This is a genomic window from Kordiimonas sediminis, assembly GCF_014656395.1.
Taxonomy (GTDB): domain Bacteria; phylum Pseudomonadota; class Alphaproteobacteria; order Sphingomonadales; family Kordiimonadaceae; genus Kordiimonas_A; species Kordiimonas_A sediminis.
In genome coordinates, this window is sequence record NZ_BNCI01000001.1 from 1,709,495 (window position 1) to 1,727,258 (window position 17,764).

At 50.5% G+C, this 17,764-nt stretch carries 12 protein-coding genes; 5 read left to right on the forward strand and 7 right to left on the reverse strand.

Annotated features, from left to right (window positions below; genetic code table 11):
* The 3 genes from IE181_RS07545 (at position 1) to IE181_RS07555 (ending at position 4,354) form a co-directional block, all read left to right on the forward strand.
* Positions 1 to 3,006, forward strand: a complete 3,006-nt coding sequence (locus tag IE181_RS07545) for an aminotransferase class III-fold pyridoxal phosphate-dependent enzyme (protein WP_191251420.1) — start codon at positions 1 to 3, stop codon at positions 3,004 to 3,006.
* Positions 3,007 to 3,039: 33 nt separating this feature from the next.
* Complete coding sequence (locus IE181_RS07550; protein ID WP_191251422.1) at positions 3,040 to 3,993, forward strand: TIGR00341 family protein; 954 nt, start codon at positions 3,040 to 3,042, stop codon at positions 3,991 to 3,993.
* Between the two features lie 190 nt (positions 3,994 to 4,183).
* On the forward strand, positions 4,184 to 4,354 hold the full coding sequence (locus IE181_RS07555; RefSeq protein WP_191251424.1) for a hypothetical protein: 171 nt from the start codon (positions 4,184 to 4,186) through the stop codon (positions 4,352 to 4,354).
* Between the two features lie 43 nt (positions 4,355 to 4,397).
* Here the strand turns inward: IE181_RS07555 and IE181_RS07560 are convergent, their stop codons facing one another.
* The 3 genes from IE181_RS07560 to IE181_RS07570 form a co-directional block, all read right to left on the reverse strand.
* The gene (locus IE181_RS07560; protein WP_191251426.1) at positions 4,398 to 5,306 is read right to left on the reverse strand and encodes a 50S ribosomal protein L11 methyltransferase; all 909 of its coding nucleotides are present in this window, start codon (positions 5,304 to 5,306) and stop codon (positions 4,398 to 4,400) included.
* Positions 5,307 to 5,311: 5 nt separating this feature from the next.
* A complete protein-coding gene (locus IE181_RS07565) occupies positions 5,312 to 7,765 on the reverse strand; it encodes an ATP-dependent helicase (RefSeq protein WP_191251428.1) in 2,454 nt (817 codons plus the stop codon).
* A 149-nt stretch (positions 7,766 to 7,914) separates the two neighbouring features.
* Entirely contained in the window at positions 7,915 to 9,705 is a 1,791-nt protein-coding gene (locus tag IE181_RS07570; protein ID WP_191251430.1) for a chloride channel protein, read from the reverse strand.
* A 154-nt stretch (positions 9,706 to 9,859) separates the two neighbouring features.
* Here IE181_RS07570 and IE181_RS07575 point away from each other — a divergent pair, with 154 nt between their 5' ends.
* A complete protein-coding gene (locus IE181_RS07575) occupies positions 9,860 to 13,264 on the forward strand; it encodes an AsmA family protein (protein ID WP_191251431.1) in 3,405 nt (1,134 codons plus the stop codon).
* Here the strand turns inward: IE181_RS07575 and IE181_RS07580 are convergent.
* The 4 genes from IE181_RS07580 to IE181_RS07595 all read right to left on the reverse strand — a co-directional run bounded on the left by IE181_RS07580 (position 13,261) and on the right by IE181_RS07595 (position 16,232).
* The gene (locus tag IE181_RS07580; RefSeq protein WP_189775038.1) at positions 13,261 to 13,503 is read right to left on the reverse strand and encodes a ribbon-helix-helix domain-containing protein; all 243 of its coding nucleotides are present in this window, start codon (positions 13,501 to 13,503) and stop codon (positions 13,261 to 13,263) included. The genes IE181_RS07575 and IE181_RS07580 overlap by 4 nt on opposite strands.
* Positions 13,504 to 13,534: 31 nt before the next feature.
* Positions 13,535 to 14,509 carry a bifunctional Delta(1)-pyrroline-2-carboxylate/Delta(1)-piperideine-2-carboxylate reductase gene (gene lhpI, locus IE181_RS07585; protein ID WP_191251432.1) on the reverse strand — a complete coding sequence of 325 codons (975 nt, stop codon included), beginning with the start codon at positions 14,507 to 14,509 and terminating at the stop codon, positions 13,535 to 13,537.
* A 114-nt stretch (positions 14,510 to 14,623) separates the two neighbouring features.
* A complete protein-coding gene (locus IE181_RS07590; protein ID WP_191251433.1) occupies positions 14,624 to 15,268 on the reverse strand; it encodes an NAD(P)-dependent oxidoreductase in 645 nt (214 codons plus the stop codon).
* Between the two features lie 46 nt (positions 15,269 to 15,314).
* The gene (locus IE181_RS07595) at positions 15,315 to 16,232 is read right to left on the reverse strand and encodes an EamA family transporter (RefSeq protein WP_191251434.1); all 918 of its coding nucleotides are present in this window, start codon (positions 16,230 to 16,232) and stop codon (positions 15,315 to 15,317) included.
* An 80-nt stretch (positions 16,233 to 16,312) separates the two neighbouring features.
* Between IE181_RS07595 and IE181_RS07600 the strand changes: the two genes are divergently transcribed.
* Complete coding sequence (locus tag IE181_RS07600) at positions 16,313 to 16,798, forward strand: MarR family winged helix-turn-helix transcriptional regulator (RefSeq protein WP_191251435.1); 486 nt, start codon at positions 16,313 to 16,315, stop codon at positions 16,796 to 16,798.
* The last annotated feature ends 966 nt before the right edge of the window (positions 16,799 to 17,764 follow it).

The following is a 17,764-nucleotide window of genomic DNA, read 5'->3' on the forward strand; positions in this document are numbered from 1 at the left end:
GTGTCTGAGTTTGCAACGCCTGTACCAGCATTTTCTGATGCGGAAATCCAGAAGTTAGTTCGTGAAATATACGGGATTGACGCGGCGGCCAGTGCCTTGGTTGGTGACCGCGATCAGAATGTTGCTCTGAAATCGTCGACTGGTGAAAAATACGTATTGAAAATCGCGAATGCCGCAGAAGATGTGTCTATTCTGGCATTGCAGGCGGAACTGGCAGATCATTTGGCAGCTGTTGATCCGTCGTTAGGTATTGCACAGGCCGTAAAATCGCTGTCCGGAGCGTCGATCCCGCAAATTACCGCGAAGGATACAGACGGTACCCATGCCGTGCGGCTGTTACCTTTCGTTGAGGGGCAGTTATTGGCGCATACACCTCGCACACTATCTCAAGTAAGAGCAATTGGAGCGTATCTGGGACGATTAACCCGAGCCCTACAAAGTTTTGGTAGTCCGGTGGCACACCGGCCAGACTTCATGTGGTCACTTGATAATGCAACTGGGGTGGAATCATTTGCTGGTGATATTTTGGACCCTGCCGACCGTGCGTTGGTAGAAAGAGAATTTTTTCGCTATAAGCTGCGGTGTAAACCGCACCTTCAAGGTCTTCGCAAAAGCGTGCTGTATCAGGACGCCAATGATCACAATATCATCATGCAAGCGGATGATCCTGACTCTGTTGCCGCAGTGATTGATTTTGGCGATGTAGCTTACGGCAGTACGGTGAATGATCTGGCGATCGCGCTAGCCTACTTGTTGCTGGATGCAGACGATATATATGCGACAGCGCGGGCGCTAATCTCCGGTTATGTTGGGGTATGCCCTTTGCAGCCCAAAGAACTGGAAATACTGTTTGATCTGGCTGCAATGCGTCTTGTGATGAGTGTCTGTATTTCATCAAACCGGGCAAAGGACTTTCCTGATAATGACTATCTTACTATATCACAGGCGCCGGCATTAGCATGCCTTAGACGACTGGATAGTTTGAACAGGGAGTTCCTGTCTTGTTTTGCCCGTCATGTTGGGGGCTGTGAGATTTTTGATGGTCAGCGAAACGTACTGGCTTCGATCAGAAGCGCGGGAAAATCTGCGCGCTCCTTACTGGGAATAGACATCCAGTCTGCCGCGAAGTCGCTGGTGTCAATGCGCGAAGGGGCGCGGGGGGCTGAGTATATTGAAGATCAGTCCCAATATACTAGCTGGCTTACTGAATGCATGGCGAGGGAGGGTAGCGAGATTGCCCTTGGTACCTATCTTGAAGACAGAACCTGTTATCAGATGGATCAGTTTCAGTCAGAGGCTGGTGAAAGCCGATCAGTGCATTTGGGTGTCGATGTTTTCGCGCCGGCCGGGATGTCTGTGCACACGCCGCTAGATGCAACTGTTGTCAGCGTTACGAATAATGATGCGGCACTGGATTATGGGCCAACAATCATTTTGGCGCATAACGGTATTCCGGGCGAAGGCACCAAGCAGCCATTTTACACCTTATATGGTCACTTATCGCTGACTTGCCTAAAGACCCTAAAGCCCGGCCAAAAGCTTGCTGCAGGGGACAAAATTGCAGAGATCGGTGATATTTCTGTCAATGGCGGTTGGGCGCCTCATTTACATTTTCAGGTCATGACAAGTCTTCTTGGCGAAGAAGGAAACTTTTTTGGTGCCTGTGAACCTTCTGTGGTTGATGTATGGCAGCAGATAACACCTGACCCGAATTTTATTATGGGTCTTGCCCCCGAAAGCTTTAAGTATGACCCGCTAGGTCCTGATCAATTGCTGGAGGAGCGCAGCCAGCTTATGGGGCCTTCCTTGTCTGTCAGTTATGACAAGCCCCTGAAAATAGTTCGGGGTAAAGGCGCGTATCTCTATGATCACACGGGACGGCAGTATCTGGACTGTGTAAACAATATTTGCCATGTCGGTCATGCGAACCCGCGTGTTGTAACCGCAATGGCGAAGCAGGCAGCGATTTTGAATACCAACACGCGCTACCTGCACGAAACAATATTGACATACTCAGACAGGTTGCTGGCAACCCTGCCGGATAATCTTGAAGTGATCTATTTCGTCTGCAGTGGGTCGGAAGCAAATGAACTGGCGCTGCGGATGGCACGCAATGCCACAGGAAGAGAAGATATCATCACCCTGGATTGGGGATATCACGGCAATACGGCTGGTTTGATTGATATTAGCCCCTATAAATTCAACCGTAAGGGTGGCACGGGCCGTAAAGATCATGTGCATATCGCCAAGCTTCCAGAAGCACAGGCTGCAGAGCCTATCGATCACTATCTGGAAAGTGTTCAGCAAGGTATACTCGCATCAATCGACCGGTGTGGTGATGGGCCCGCCGCCATGATCGCAGAATCCATTTCAGGGTGCGGTGGGCAAGTGGTGTTACCGGACGGGTATCTGAAATCAGCGTTTGAAATGGTCCAAAGGGCAGGCGGTGTTGCCATTGCCGATGAAGTGCAGGTCGGGTTTGGTCGCACAGGCAAAGGCATGTGGTCGTTTGTAGAACAGGGAGCACGTCCAGACATTGTGACGATGGGCAAACCCATGGGCAATGGCCATCCTGTGGCTGCGGTTGCGACGACACGCAGGATTGCCGATGCCTTTGCGAACGGCATGGAATATTTCAACAGCTTTGGTGGCAACCCTGTTTCCATGGCAACAGCATCAGCCGTGTTGTCTGAGATTGAAGACAAACAATTAATCGCTCATGCGGATGCAGTAGGCAGTTATCTGATGGACGAAATCCGTAAGATGAGTGCAGAATATCCAGCTATAATGGACGTTCGGGGCAGAGGGCTTTTTATCGGGGTTGAGTGTACCGGCACACTGGGTGGGGACATAGTTAGCTTCGCACGGGACAGGGCCATCCTATTGTCAACTGACGGGCCGCATAATACAGTAATTAAAATCAAACCGCCGATGGTTTTCTCATATGCGGATGCTGATACGCTGATGGCGGTCTTAAAGGACGGGTTCGCACACCTGTCGCCGTAAGCAATATTCTGATTCTGGCAAAGGGGGATATCAATGCCACTGAAAATGTTACAAATCTCTGCCCCTGTTGCAGCCGAAGCTAAACTCAAACAGCTTGCACGCGAGTATGAGTGCCTGTCTTTTCATAAAGGTGTGACGCTAGAAGATGATCATGCAATGTTTTTCATCCTCACCACGCCGAAAAGACGACAAAAGCTGATCGATAAATTGCAGGAGATATTGTCTTATTCCTCGCAAACACGAATCAGCATTATGCCTGTTGATGCGACCCTGCCAGCACCGGATGCCCGGGGGGCTGCAGATACCCGTGAAGAGCTCATGCATAAAATGGATATTGGTGCCAATACGGACGGTACGTTCTTAACGCTGGCAGCTTTGTCAACCGTGGTGGCGCTTATTGGCCTGATGCAGGATAATGTGGCCGTTGTGGTTGGTGCAATGGTGATTGCCCCGCTGCTTGGTCCGAATCTGGCGTTTGCGTTTGGGACATCCCTTGGCGATACAAGTTTGATGCGGCGGGCGCTTGTAACCGCGCTTAACGGCTTGATAATGTCAATCATCTTTGCCTCGCTTACCGGATATATTTGGGGTGAGGTTCCTGAAAGTATTGAATTGATGAGTCGTACGTATGTTGGGCTTGACGGAGTGATATTGGCAGCTGCATCCGGGGTTGCAGGTGTTCTGTCACTAACATCCGGTCTGTCGATGACCCTTGTGGGCGTAATGGTTGCGGTTGCTTTGCTGCCGCCTGCGGCCACTTTCGGGTTCATGCTGGGTGTGGGGGAATTGGGGCTGGCATTTGGTGCTTTCAAGCTTCTTGCTGTTAATATTGTCAGTGTCAACCTGGCAGGTTTGCTTGTCTTTCTTGCAAAAGGATTTCGCCCGCGGCTGTGGTTCGAACGCCGCATGGCACGGTCTTACGTTCTTACAGGTATAGTCTTCTGGTCCTTGTGCTTGCTTGTTTTGGTAGGGTTAATTCGCCAATAACAGGCCGTTTTCTCGCAATACCTATGTTTGCTGCCGGCTCAGGTCATGGCAGGAATGGTTAATCTATGCGTTTTGTGCATGGCTACCTTGCTGAAATTGCCCTTCTAAGCCTTTGAAGTTGAGCCTATATAGCGCCTCAGATGATCTGCGATAGATGACTGATTGATTTTTTGGCCTAAGGAGAAACGACATGGCTAAGACTCGGAACGAAATTGAAACTATTGGTGCATACTCATTTATGGGCTTGATGGCTTCGCGTGGCCAGATCCCGGGTGTTAAGTCTGCGCGTCAATCAAACGGCTTCCCTCACATTGTGCGCCCGCTCAGCATGGGTGGCACATCGGAATTCAAGTTTTCCTAAGTACTCTTCCCGGGGGTATCCCCGGGAAACACTCTCTGGCCGGTTACGGTTTTCTTAACAGTAATGCGGCCCACTCTCCCTTCTCTACTCTGCCCAGAGTTTCTAGTCCTCGCGCCGTATAGGCGTCGAGGACTTCTTTTTTCTGTGTGATCAACAAACCAGACAAAATAAGATGCGCCCCCTTGGACAGACTGGCAGTGATGTCAGCTGACAAATCAATCAGGGGGGCTGCAAGAATGTTCGCGATAATCAGATCAAACGGTCCTTCTGATGTAAAAACCGGATCATCCAGACCCTCCGCCACAGCAAGGGCGATACCTGTTCCTGTCTCTCCGGCTTTCCTCTCCGGCTGGTGATTAACTGTCAGGTTTTCACGCGTAACATCAATGGCGATCGGATCAATATCTGTCGCCAGTGTTTGTGCGGCTTGCCACTGATTTTGTGCGGCCAGTGCAAGAACCCCGGTACCGGTGCCGAGGTCAAGAATGCGTTTCGGTGCAGTGGTGTCTTTCAGGTCATGGATTAATCTTAGGCAGCCAGCGGTCGTCTCATGCTGGCCTGTACCAAATGCCTGCCCTGCATCAATCTGCAGAGCAATGACCCCGGTCGGGACAGTGTCAGCATCATGACTGCCATAGATGTAAAAGTTCCCTTCATGGACTGGCTGCAACAGTTTTTGGCTCTCGCTTACCCAGTCCCGGTCTTCTACTTTCGAGGAGGTGTAGGACCAATCGGACAGACCCGCACTTGAAAGCAGCGTGCTGACAAATTGCTCGTCTGGCTTTCCTGTGAAGAATAGATCAACTTTCCATTCCTCGCTATCTGGTTGTTCAAAGTATGATAAAGTCGGCGGGTACTGATCGTCCTCATATACCATTTCGATCAACAGCGTATCCAGGACTTCTGCTTGTTCCCGCGTCATCTCACCACTTAGGCACCAAATATCTGTCATGCATTTTATCCCTTGGTTATAAACTGGTCCATGACCCGTTTTGTGCCGGCTTTTTCAAACGCGACCAGCAATTTATTTCCTTCGACATCTTCGACAACGCCGTAGCCAAATTTGTCATGAAATACTCTTTCGCCCACAGCAAATTCACTTACTGCCGCGGTGGTTTTCTTCTTTTTCCGTCCTAAAGATGGGGTTAGCGGACTGGAGGTAATTGATGAACCAATACCCCGATCGCGTACAGGACGATAATTGTCGTATGATTCCCGCCTTTTCCAGCCAGGTCCGTATTTGCTGGGGTTCTGTTCTGGCGCTGTCCAGTCTTTGTCCCCTGACCAAGTGCTGTCTGATTCGTAACTGGTATCGCGGCCCCAGCTACTGCCACTGTTTCGTGTGTTTCCGTATAGGCCCTGCGCAGACTGAACAGTGATATGATCTTCCGGCAATTCTTCGATAAAGCGGCTTGGCATACTTGTTTGCCACTGTCCAAACACCTGTCTGCTACCGGCAAAATAGATATGGGCATTTTTCTTTGCCCGGGTCAGTCCGACATAGGCAAGGCGTCTTTCTTCCTCCAGCCCCTTCAGGCCGGTTTCATCAAGCGAGCGCTGACTAGGAAATACACCTTCTTCCCAGCCGGGTAGAAAGACAGTGTCAAATTCCAGCCCCTTTGCACCGTGCATCGTCATCAGGGTGACTTTTTCATCACTGGTGTTGCTGTCATTTTCCATAACGAGCGATACATGATCCAGAAACCCAGCAAGGTTTTCAAACTCGCTCATGCCGCTGACAAGTTCCTTCAGGTTTTCAAGCCGACCCGGGGCATCAACAGACTTATCAGCCTGCCACATTTCCGTGTAACCAGATTCGTCCAGTACCATTTCGGCGAGTTCTGTGTGGCTATAGCTGTGGGACAGGCCGCGCCACCGATCAAAATCGTCCATCAGGCGGGTTAGCGTGGTACGTGCGCGCGGTGTTAATTTGTAAGTTTTATCATCTGTTGTCAGCCCGGTGATTTGTCTGGCCGCCCGTGTCATGGAAATTCCGTGCGCCCGTGCAAGCGTGTGGATTTTCTGGACGGTGGTGTCACCCAGGCCGCGTTTCGGCACATTGATGATTCGCTCAAAGGCCAGGTCATTATCCGGCTGCGCAATAACCTTCAGATAGGACATCGCGTCCCGAATTTCGGCACGCTCATAAAAACGGGGGCCGCCGATCACGCGGTAGGGCAGGCCAATCTGTATCAATCGCTCTTCAAGCTCTCGCATCTGAAAGCCTGCGCGCACCAGAACGGCAATTTCTTCAAGGCTATGACTTTTGGATTGCAGATTCTCGATTTCAGTACAGATGTCACGGGCCTCCTCGGGGGCATCCCAGACACCTTTGACCGTCACAGGGGTGCCGTCCCCGCTATCTGTCCACAAGGTCTTGCCCAAGCGGTCCTCATTCGCGGAAATCAAGGCAGACGCAGCGGCCAGAATATGTCCGGTAGAGCGATAATTTTGCTCCAGCCTGATAATGGTAGCGCCTTCATAGTCTTTGTTGAATCTGAGGATGTTTCCAACCTCGGCACCGCGCCAGCCATATATGGATTGGTCATCGTCACCCACACAGCAAATATTCTTATTGCCCTGTGCCAAAAGTCGCAGCCACATATATTGTGCCGTGTTTGTATCCTGATACTCGTCTACCATGATGTAACGGAACTGGGCATGATACTGTTTTAGAATATCCGGATTATGCTGAAACAGTTTGATGACATGCATCATCAAATCGCCAAAGTCACAGGCGTTCAGGATTTTCAGCCGGTCCTGATATTGTTGATAGAGCTCGCCGCCCATCCCGTTTGCAAAGGCGTATCCTTCCCCTTGCGGAATCTGGTCAGGGGCCTGCGCCTTGTTTTTCCAGCGGTCAATAATGCCAGCCAATTGCCGTGGCGGCCACCGCTTTTCATCAATGTTTTCAGCTTTGATCAATTGCTTGAGCAAGCGGATTTGGTCATCTGTATCCAGGATGGTGAAATTGGAAGACAGCCCGACCAGTTCGGCATGACGCCTTAATATACGCACGCAAATGCTGTGAAATGTACCGATCCACATACCTTCTACAGGACGGCCAATAACTTTCATGACCCGTTCCTGCATTTCCTTCGCCGCTTTGTTGGTAAAGGTTACAGCCAAAATGTTCCACGGTGCCGCCCGACCCGTTGCAAGCAGGTGACCTAGCCGTGTTGTCAGAACACGGGTTTTGCCGGTGCCTGCGCCCGCCAGGACAAGAACGGGGCCTTCTGTTGCCAGCACTGCATCGCGCTGCGGGGCGTTTAGTCCGTTTAAATAGTCAGGTTCTGATTGGGCGTTCGCCAATGGGGCCCCGCTTGTTGTTTGCATGGGGGCTGCCGGGGCACGGGTTCCGTGATCTGCCGGTGTTAGGTCATCTAGGTCAAAAGGGTCGTCATTATTCATTCAGCGTCTATAGCATTCGGGTGCTCTAGTGCAAAGGCGAACTAAGGTGAAATCTAGAAATATTCTGATGTGACGTTGAGGGTAGACGGAAATTTACAATGCTTCTTAGATAGAAAGGTCAATTTGCCCAATAAGTCAGGTAGGAATGATTACTCGTCATCGCGCCCCTGCGCTTCTAAAAGAGCACGATTATATTCTTTCATGACATTGCGCAATTTAATGACCCCGACAACCGCTGCAGTGTCATCACTGGACAGGACGGGCAGCATTTCTTCCCCACTGTTTTCAAGGCGGGATAGAGCATACTGCAGCGGATCTGTTGTTCTAACAGTCATGGGTGGACTGCGAGAAATACGGCCTGCAGTTTGCTCGGCTGCTTCCTCGTCTGTCATGTTGTGCGGAATGTCTGTCAGGCATATACTGCCGGTCATCACACCAACATCGTTCGTTACAATCAGGTAGCCGCCTCCTTGCGCCATCAACAGGTCACTTGCGCGTTTCACCGTTTCTGATTCTGAAACGGTGAAGAAATCCCTGCTCATATGATCAGAGACGCGGGCCGTTTTCAGAAGATAGGTAGCCTTGCCCCCTTCAAGATAGACGCCGCGGTTCGCCAGTTGCAGGTGAAAGTAGGACTGTTTGTAAAAAACCGTGGACAGAAGGGAAGACACGGCAGACGCGATCATCACGGCCAGGGTGACATTATAATCCCCGGTAATTTCAAAGATGATCAGCATGGTCGAGATAGGGGCGCCAAGGGTAGCCGATGCCACCGCGCCCATGCCGATAATTGCGTAAACAGCAGGCGAGGATGCATATTCCGGCGAGATTTGGCCAATTATAATTCCAAATGCACTGCCCAGCATGGCGCCCAGAAACAGGGACGGACTAAATATACCGCCGCCAAATCGACTGGCCAAAGTGATGGTGGTTGCCAGGGTTTTGAAGACGACCAGCAACAACAGCAGCAAAAGGCCATAATCGCCAATAAGCGCCTTTGATGTTGCTTCATAGCCAACACTCAGGACTTCAGGGAAAAATATTCCAATAATGCCAAGCAGAATGCCGCCGATGACTGGATGCAGCCAATACGGCAGATGATTGATGCGCTCGCGCACTTTGTTGCCCCAATCCATCGTCATCATAAAGATCACGGCAAATATTGCGGCAACAACACCCAAAATGAAGAAGGCCGGAAATTCCCACGCACTGACGATATGAACGTCAACAAAGGCGAAAGCGGGGTATTCCCCCAGATGGACACGGCTGATTAACGTACCGGCGATGGCAGCAATAACAATGGGCGTGAAGGTGTGCAGGGCATAGTGGCCGATAACGATTTCAAGGGCAAAAAATACGCCGGCCAGCGGGGCATTAAACGATGCTGCAACGGCAGATGCAACGCCGCATCCAAGCAGAATTTGACCAGATTTCGGCGGCAGTTTGAAAGTACGACTAATGAAACTGGATATAGTCGCGCCCAAATGCACTACTGGCCCTTCTCGTCCGGCTGAGGCACCCGCCCCCAACGACAGGACAGTAGCAAAAGCGCTGACAACGCCGCTTTTAACATCCATATTTCCAGACCGAAGCGCTGCACATTCGATTGCATCAGCCACGCTGTAAGGACGATTCTCCGGTAACAGACGCAGTAACTGACCGACAAGAAAGCCACCAAGCGTGGTTGCAATCAGTATGTGATACCAAGGCAAGGATGCTGCGTGGCTTGCCAAAACTTCTTCTGTTGTCCCGTAAAAGAGAGATAGAACGTAGCCGATCCCTTTATAGAAGCCTATCGCCCCGTACCCGCAGATGATTCCGATGAATGTTGCAAGCAGCATCAGAAGCCAGTGCTTATGCCGCCCTGAGCCGTAAAACAATATTTTGACCCGGCGGCCAAGCCGTAGTCTTTTCAGTGCATTCAATCCACCAGGGGACATGGAGGGTCCTTTTACCGCTACTACCCGTAGTAGTTTTTAGTATCTAGACATAAAAAAGCCAAGAAATTCCACTAGACCGCCCAAATGCCATATCTATAGTAAGGGTAAATTCAGTCTGGTCACTGTGCCGGGTGCAGGTATCGAGGGGAAGTCTGTGAAGATCGCGAAGAAAATCAGTCTGGGAATTTTTACAGTGATCGTCGCGTCGCTGGTACTATTGTCAGTGATGCTTGGCTTTATGGATTGGAATGAGTATCGTTCGACCCTTGCTAAGATTGCGTCTGACGGGTCCGGCTTGAAGGTAGAGCTGGACGGTACTGTCAGCATGTCGCTTTTCCCCAGCCCGCAGATTTCAGCAGAAACCGTTAGTCTGTCGCCTCAGTCAGCCGATGTGACAAGGCCATTTGCCACAGCAGATAAAATTGATCTGAAGATATCGCTATTCTCTCTCCTGCGGGGGGATATCAGTTTTGAACGTCTGGATCTGGATGGTCTGGAACTCACCGTTGCTGAAAATAGTGAGGGTGGCTGGTGGATTGAAGGCTGGCCTGCGGCAGAGGACACCGGCCCTTCTGAGGCGTCGGGCCGTGGTCTGGGATTTGATAGTTTGCGGGTAGAGAATGCCCGTATCACGGTGGCGCAGGCAAATACTGCTCGGCGACAATTAATCATCCCGACACTTGATTTTGTCGGTAGCCTGCCGAAAGGCCCCCTTGATTGGGATGGGGAATTCCTGCTGGACGGCGAACAGGTGAAAACAATGGGTCGCCTGCGCCCAGTAAAGGTACGTGATGCAATCTCTCTGCGTGCAGAATTTGATGTCAGCGGTGGTAGCTTGATCCTGTCAGGCAGGCTTGACCCGGACGGGGCACTAACAGGCCGGGTAGAAGGGCAGGGCACAGATATTATCTCCTATGCAAATACTCTGGGCTTTTTAGCGACAGCCAACCGCGCTTTTGAGAGTGGACCGAAAAAGCCTTTTAAGTTTGATGTGCAGGTAGGCGGTCAGCGTTCTCTTATAGAAGTAGACACCAGGGAACTGCTGATTGGCGATACGCGTGGTCGTTTCGAGTTGGCTATTGCCGTCATGGACAGGGCTTCTATCACCGGCGCAGTATCTTTGGGGGTGATAAAAGCAGACGCATGGCAAGGTTTAACCTTTGCGCCCTCAGAGGAAGAAAATTTTGATTTTCCATTTTCGGCGACAGTGGATCTGGATATTGAGGGTATTGAAAATGCTCGGGGTGTAACCCAGCACATTGGTGCTTCTGTTACTGTCACTGGGTCTGATGTGACGGTTCAAAAAATTCAGGCGATGCTACCGGGTGGTTCAACGCTGACCGCTGGGGCAACATTTTCATCATCCAATGATTTTGACGGCACATATCGTTTAGATTCGGGCAATTTGCCGGCTTTGCTGCGGTGGCTGGATATTGACTTGAATGATAAAATCGCCACTGGTCGTTTGGCTACGGCTTCAGTTTCAGGACAACTGTTGTCCGGGCCAGCTGGTTGGCAGTTCGCAGTTACAGAGGGCAAGGTTGACACAACCCGTTTTGCAGGCACCATGTCTGGCCCAAGGGGTATCTACCGGCCAGAAAAGATTTTTGTATCTATCGCTGATTTAAATGTTGATGCGTATCAAACAGGATCTGCTGCGAATTCAAAGGCTGGGGGAACCGGTAGGGAGACGATCGCGCAGCAGTTAGATAAATTGCTTATCGATACCGATGATCTAGCGCTTTCTGTCGAGGCAACAAACCTTTTTTGGCAGAGCGAAAGTATCCGCAAAGTCAATTTTGATGCCGATGTGAAACGCAGCGGGCTGGCTGTACGCAACCTGACTGCCTCGATGGGGCAGGGGGTGCTGAAACTGGAAGCCAGTGCGGATAAATCTACGGGTGCCTGGACACTGGATACGTCTGGCAGTTTGCAAAATGTGCCTGTTAGTTTTGTTACAGCTTTCGCCAAGGACAGCTCTGCTCATTTGCAGGCTTTAAATGTTTCCGCCCTGAACGGCTCTTTCTCTGTTCGGGGGCAATTGTCTGACATGCGTGTAACCGCGGACTTTACGGCGCCAGGTAACGCCCTGAGTGCAAGCGGCACGGTTGCTGTCGCCGGTCAGTCTTTGTCGTCTTATGCCATACAGGGAAATATTCAGCACGGTGATCTATCGGATATACTGAAGGCGAATGACATAACGCTGTATCAACCAGTAGCAATAGAGGCTGCATACTCTCTGGAAAAGACGGGAAGTGCCGCCGACACCAGCTTCCGCTTGGGCGGCAAGCTTGCCGGGGGTCAGGTTCAAATTTCTGGCTCCGGGACGGAAAATACTCTGACAGCAAAAATGTCAGTAGATCACCCAAATGCCGGATATTTATCTGATTTGTTGGGAACAGGAATTTTCCCGACCCCAGATCAGCCAGCAACCATTGAAGCAAACATCAAGAAAACGGGGGATGTCCTCAGCTTGTCTGATATTATTATGCGCAATGCGGGAACAAGCCTTACGGGGCATGTTGATGTTGCTGCCAATAATACCATAAAAGGACGGGCGCGATTGGCCGGGCTGACAATTGATGCCACCAAGAGTTCTGAACCGTCTGCAAAGACACTGACAGATACAGAGATTAGTTTTCCCTGGCAGGATGCAGCGGGCACTTTGGCCATTGAACTACAAGACATTTCTATCTTCGGACAGAAGGTTGCGGCTCCCTCTGCGCAGGCAATCCTTGGTGACGGTGTTATGCGTATTACACTGGGCGACGACGCCAGCCTGAATGGCGGGCGACTTAGGGGGCAGGTAGACTTATTGTCTGATGCCGTTCCGTCCTTTCATGTGACGGTTGATGCAACACAGTTTGATTTAGCCTCTTTATTATTAGGAGGTGGCTTGAAACCCGTTATCAATGGTGGGGGGTCCGTTCGTCTTGATCTGGGCGGCAAGGGTAGGACGCTTCGCGACATGAAACAAAGTCTGACAGGCGAAGGCCAGATTGAAGGCTTTGCCGGAACACTAAACTTTTTGTCTGTGCCTTCGATTGTGCAGACGATGACGACGGCAGATACAGCGACGGGATTTCTCAAATCCATTGGTACCCATTTCCGGCAGGGCCAGACATCGGTGAATAAATTTAATGCCTCTTTCACGATGGATGGCGGGGTCGCTCTGTTTGAAACGCTGGATGCCTTTGGTGATTGGGGCAGCCTGACACTGGATGGTCAGGTAAATCTGGCGGATGACCTACTGAACCTAAAGGGACTGCTTGAACTTGTGAAGCCACAGGACACACCAGCCATTCCCGTTAGTTATACAGGTAGTTTGTCCGCGCCTGCCACCGATTGGCAAAGCCGTTTGTTTGAAAAATTTGTGATTGCCGACATCGAACGGCGTTTCAGATCAGTTGTGTTTCAGGAGTTAGAGCAAAAACAGAAAACCACGGGCGGGACGCAGCAATCTCCCGGTTCTGCGGTTTTTGGCCGTGCATTGGAGCTTTTGAACAAAATTCAGAAAAAGCCTGAAAAAGATGCAGCAGAGACAGAGACTAATAACTAACCCTGCAGCTTTGCTATGTGATCTTCTAATTGTTTAAGAACAAATGATCTAAGTGCACCGGACAGCGACCCTGTCCGGGCTTCATCAATCTGCTTAACCAGTTCATTCATTGAAATTGATTCCTGCTCTGCATACTGGCGCAGATGTCGCCAGAAACCTTTTTCCAGTGAAATGGATGTGCGGTGACCAGATATGGTCACAGAGTGTTTTTCAAGTTTTGCATCATCAAGGTTTAACATGCGCGCAGTTTCCAACAGCAAACAGAGGCTGTCAATCTATATAGATTTTACCGCGTGATGTGGCGGGTGGACAGTCCTCTAAACTGCGATAAATGAGTTTCGCCGCTGCATAGTCTTCGTGGGCACAGCCAACAGACTTAAAAAGAGTGATATCATCGTCTGACCGTCTAACGGGCGCATTGCTGCGTGCCAGGGCTGGCAGATCAGCTTCTATACTGTCGAGCGTAATCAGGCCTGCGTCCAGCGGTAATCGCAGATCGCCCGCTTCTTTGGTCGCGCCTGCAAAGGTATCACAAAAAAGGCGCGCCCGCTTGATCAGTGCATCATCGCTTTCGCGCATATCCGGCAGGTAGGCACCAGCAAGGTCAACATGCGTGCCGGCCTGAACCCAGTTACCGTCTATGACCGCCTTTTTCGAACTGGTGACACAGGTGATGATGTCGGCCTGCTTAACCGCTGTTTCGAGAGAATCAACAACAGCCGCGTTCATACCTTTAGCGGACAAGACATTCACGGTTGCTTCGGCTTTGTCTTTGTTTCTGCCGTAAACCAGTGTCTGGTTGATGGGCCGGGCAGCTCTGTGTGCTTCGGCAAAATAGGGGGCTAGCTTTCCTGTACCGATTATCAGATGGGTTTTGGATGTCTCTCGTGACAGGTAGCGGCTGGCAAGGGCGCTGGCACAGGCGGTGCGCCGTGCAGTCAGTTCAGGTGCGTCCATCATGGCTAGTGTTTGCCCTGTTAGGCTGTCCATTAATATGTAACTACCCTGAATGCTGGGCCGGTCTTGATTGAGCGGACAAACAGTAACCAGCTTGAAGCCAATATAATCCTGTGCTTCCCACGCGGGCATTGCAAGAAGGGTGGTTCTTGCGGGGTCTTCCTTATCAATGGCATAATGCTGCCTGACAGGCACTTCTATGTCGGAACGGAACGCTTCGTCCAGTGAATCCATAAGCACCGCGTAAGGGGACAGTTCCTCAATCTGTTTGGCGTCAATATATTGCATGCTATCCCCCTTGGTACTGTAATGTCTGGCCTCTAGGCCGGTTGATGCCATCTGGCACTGAAAGTACAGATAGACATAACGAACCGAAGATCGTCTTGGCAACCATCATGAGGTTTATGCATCAACGACGGTGAAGGCTTTGCCCGCAAAACCGGGATTTTCTGCCTCATCAAGTAACGCGACAGCGAAGTCTTCCATGGATATCTGTGATAGTCCTGCCTTCGATTGAAGAAGTTCATCCTGACCAAGCTGGTAGTGCCCGGTGCGTACGCCTGGATATATATTGCCGGAGGGGGACGCATACGACCAGATCGACAGGCGCGCATGATTGAACTGTTCATATTGTGCCATGGATGCTTTGGCGATCGGGACAACAGAATCTGGCAGGAAGCCAGGCTGTGACAAGACGGTCATCCCCCCGGTGCCGGGAATAATAAGTCTGGCCGCGCCGCCGGATATAATAAGACGTGTGTTATGTTTGGCACTTGCCTGCATGATGGGTGTGGTCAGGTCAGGTAAAATATGCTCCTGCCCGGCAGGTGGCCTTACGGCACTTATTATAAGGTCGATGTCTGGGTGGATTTGAAGAACTGTGGCCGTATGTTCTGCAGTTCCAACAATCGGTATCACTCCTTTTACAAGGAATCTGGACTTATGTTCTGATCTGATCATTCCAAGGACAGTATGCTTCCTTGAAATGGCTTCGGCGCTGACACGTTGACCGATATCGCCGGTCGATCCAATTATCAAAATTTTCATGGTATTTCTCTTTATTATATAGGCGGTGTGGAATGGGGTAGGGTGTTTACCCATTATTAGGTTGCGTCAGGTGCGGCGCACTCAGGCGGCGACGCTTTGTTGGGATTTGGCTTATCCAAATACTTGCGAGTGTTATCAGCACCCCCAAAATCTGTTGGTTGTTCAGGCTCTGCCCCAGGAAAAGCCAACCCAGCAAGATTGCGACGACTGGACTAAGAAGCCCAGTTTGAATGATTCGGTCAGGTCCAAGGTTTTTCACCCCCCAGAACCAGGCAAGATAAGACAGCGCTGCCCCCGGAACGGCCAGATACAGAAGCGCAAGGATATGACGTGCTTCAAGGTGCGGGGTGTTTGCTTCCAGCCACAGAGCGAACGGGAGTAATAGAATGCCACCTGCAATCAGCTGCCAGCTGGCAAATGTAGGCAGTGATACAGAATCAGGCGGCGTCCATGCCTTGGTCAATATTATGCCGCTGGCCATCGCGATTGCACCGCCGACTGCCGCAAGAACCCCAAACACATCCAGTGTGCTGAGACCATCATTCAGCAGAATGGCTATTCCGATGATACCGCCTATGGCAGCCACAACAGATTTTCTTTCGATGCGGGTGTTCAGCACCGCCCACGATAACCCCAGTACGATCAGTGGCTGAAAAGAACCGATTGTAGCGGCAATTCCTCCAGGTAAGCGGTATGCGGCAATAAACAGAAGCGCCCAGAATATCGAAAAATTCAAGGCGCCCAGGATGACGCTGCGCCACCACCAGTGACCCTTGGGCAAGATGGGCGCCCACAGAAACAATAGTATCCCGGCAACGGATGCCCGAATCATCGCGACGGTTAAAGGCATGTCGAACGGTAAAAACTCGGTCGCGATGAAAAAGCTGCTACCCCAGACTATCGGCGCCACCGCGGGTATAGCCAGCAGAAAGGGGGATACTGTCTGTGGTTTGTTTCGTTGCATGACGCATCTCCTGTTTTATCTTGACGTCAAGATACATGTATTTGTCTTGACATCAAGATAAAAATCGAAATAGTTGCTCCATGGACAGATTAGACACAGTGCGAGAGCAATGGGGCCGGGAACGTCCGGACCTGAATACAGAACCGATGGAGCTGATTGGGCGGTTTAAGGTGCTATCACGGTTTCTGTCGGCTGAAATGGAGCGTACTTTCAAAGAGCATGGTCTGAACGCCGCTAGTTTTGATGTATTGGCGACCCTCAGGCGATCCGGTCCTCCTTATGCGTTATCGCCTAATGATCTATTGTCTGCGACATTGGTAACTTCAGGAACTATGACGAATCGTATTGACCGGTTGGTCGCGGCTGGCTTTGTTCAGCGTCTTCCCAATCCTGATGATGCGCGGGGTTGCCTCATCTCCCTAACACCGGAAGGTCGATCGGTTATTGATACTGCGCTCGACGCTCATGTCAAAACGCAGGAACGTTTGGTGTCTGACCTATCTAAAGAGGAACAAGCCCGGTTAAATGCGATTCTGCGTCGCTATATGGAAGTATCGGGCCTGTAGTTCTCTCTGATCCGTATTGTGCCAGTCTCGGCCAGGAGATTCTTGCCTCTATTATAGAAGTCGCTTTTCTTGATCTGAAAGAATGGCAGGAATCAGTCAGGTCTTTACCCACTTCTGTACCGTTTACCCGGTACTTTGGCCAATATCAGTGTCGAACGGGCCTATGTGAAAGTATCCGTACACCTGATTCCCATCGTCACACATGGCAAAATACCGATTCTTAGCGTCTCCTGGGTCGCTTCTGGTGTGATTCTACCGTCTGTTTCCCCTGTTTTGGTGCATTTAGCATCTTTTGCGCGTGTTTTTATGTGTTTGTCTTGGTCCGATCGTTTTTTGGTGGCGTATCAGCATGAATGATTGGGGGGAGAGTCGCCTGATTCAGATCAAAATGGAGGTCGAATACCTATTATTTGATAGCGCGGTATAAAAGCGTACCCGAAGGATTACGGTGTTCATGTAATATTGTTTCAATAAGGCTGTCCTCATCATGCCGTTTATATCAAGAAAGCCTGATTTCTGCTTTTGTTACAGGTTTTTTAGAAAAAACTGAAAAAAGGTGTTTACAGACTGAATAACCACGCCTATAACCCGCCCCACACCGCGACACGGTAACGCCAACACGGCGAGGCAGCGAAGCGGAACAGCCTAAAGAAAACAACAGTTTACGGCAGGCGATTTGATCTTTGACAGAGTAGATATGGAAGGGAGATGAGGACGGTAGTCTGTTTTGACTACTATTTCTTATCTCTAACATGCTTCGCTTGTTTTTAAGCGAGTGAAGTTATTTTGATATATGTTCACGCATATATCAGTCAGTTAATTCTTGAGCTTCTGTGTTTAGGCACAGATGTTGGAAGATTTTCTGGTTGTGTGAAGGAATAGTGGTTTTTTATGGAGCCATTATTGGTTTCCTGACATTCAACTTGAGAGTTTGATCCTGGCTCAGAACGAACGCTGGCGGCAGGC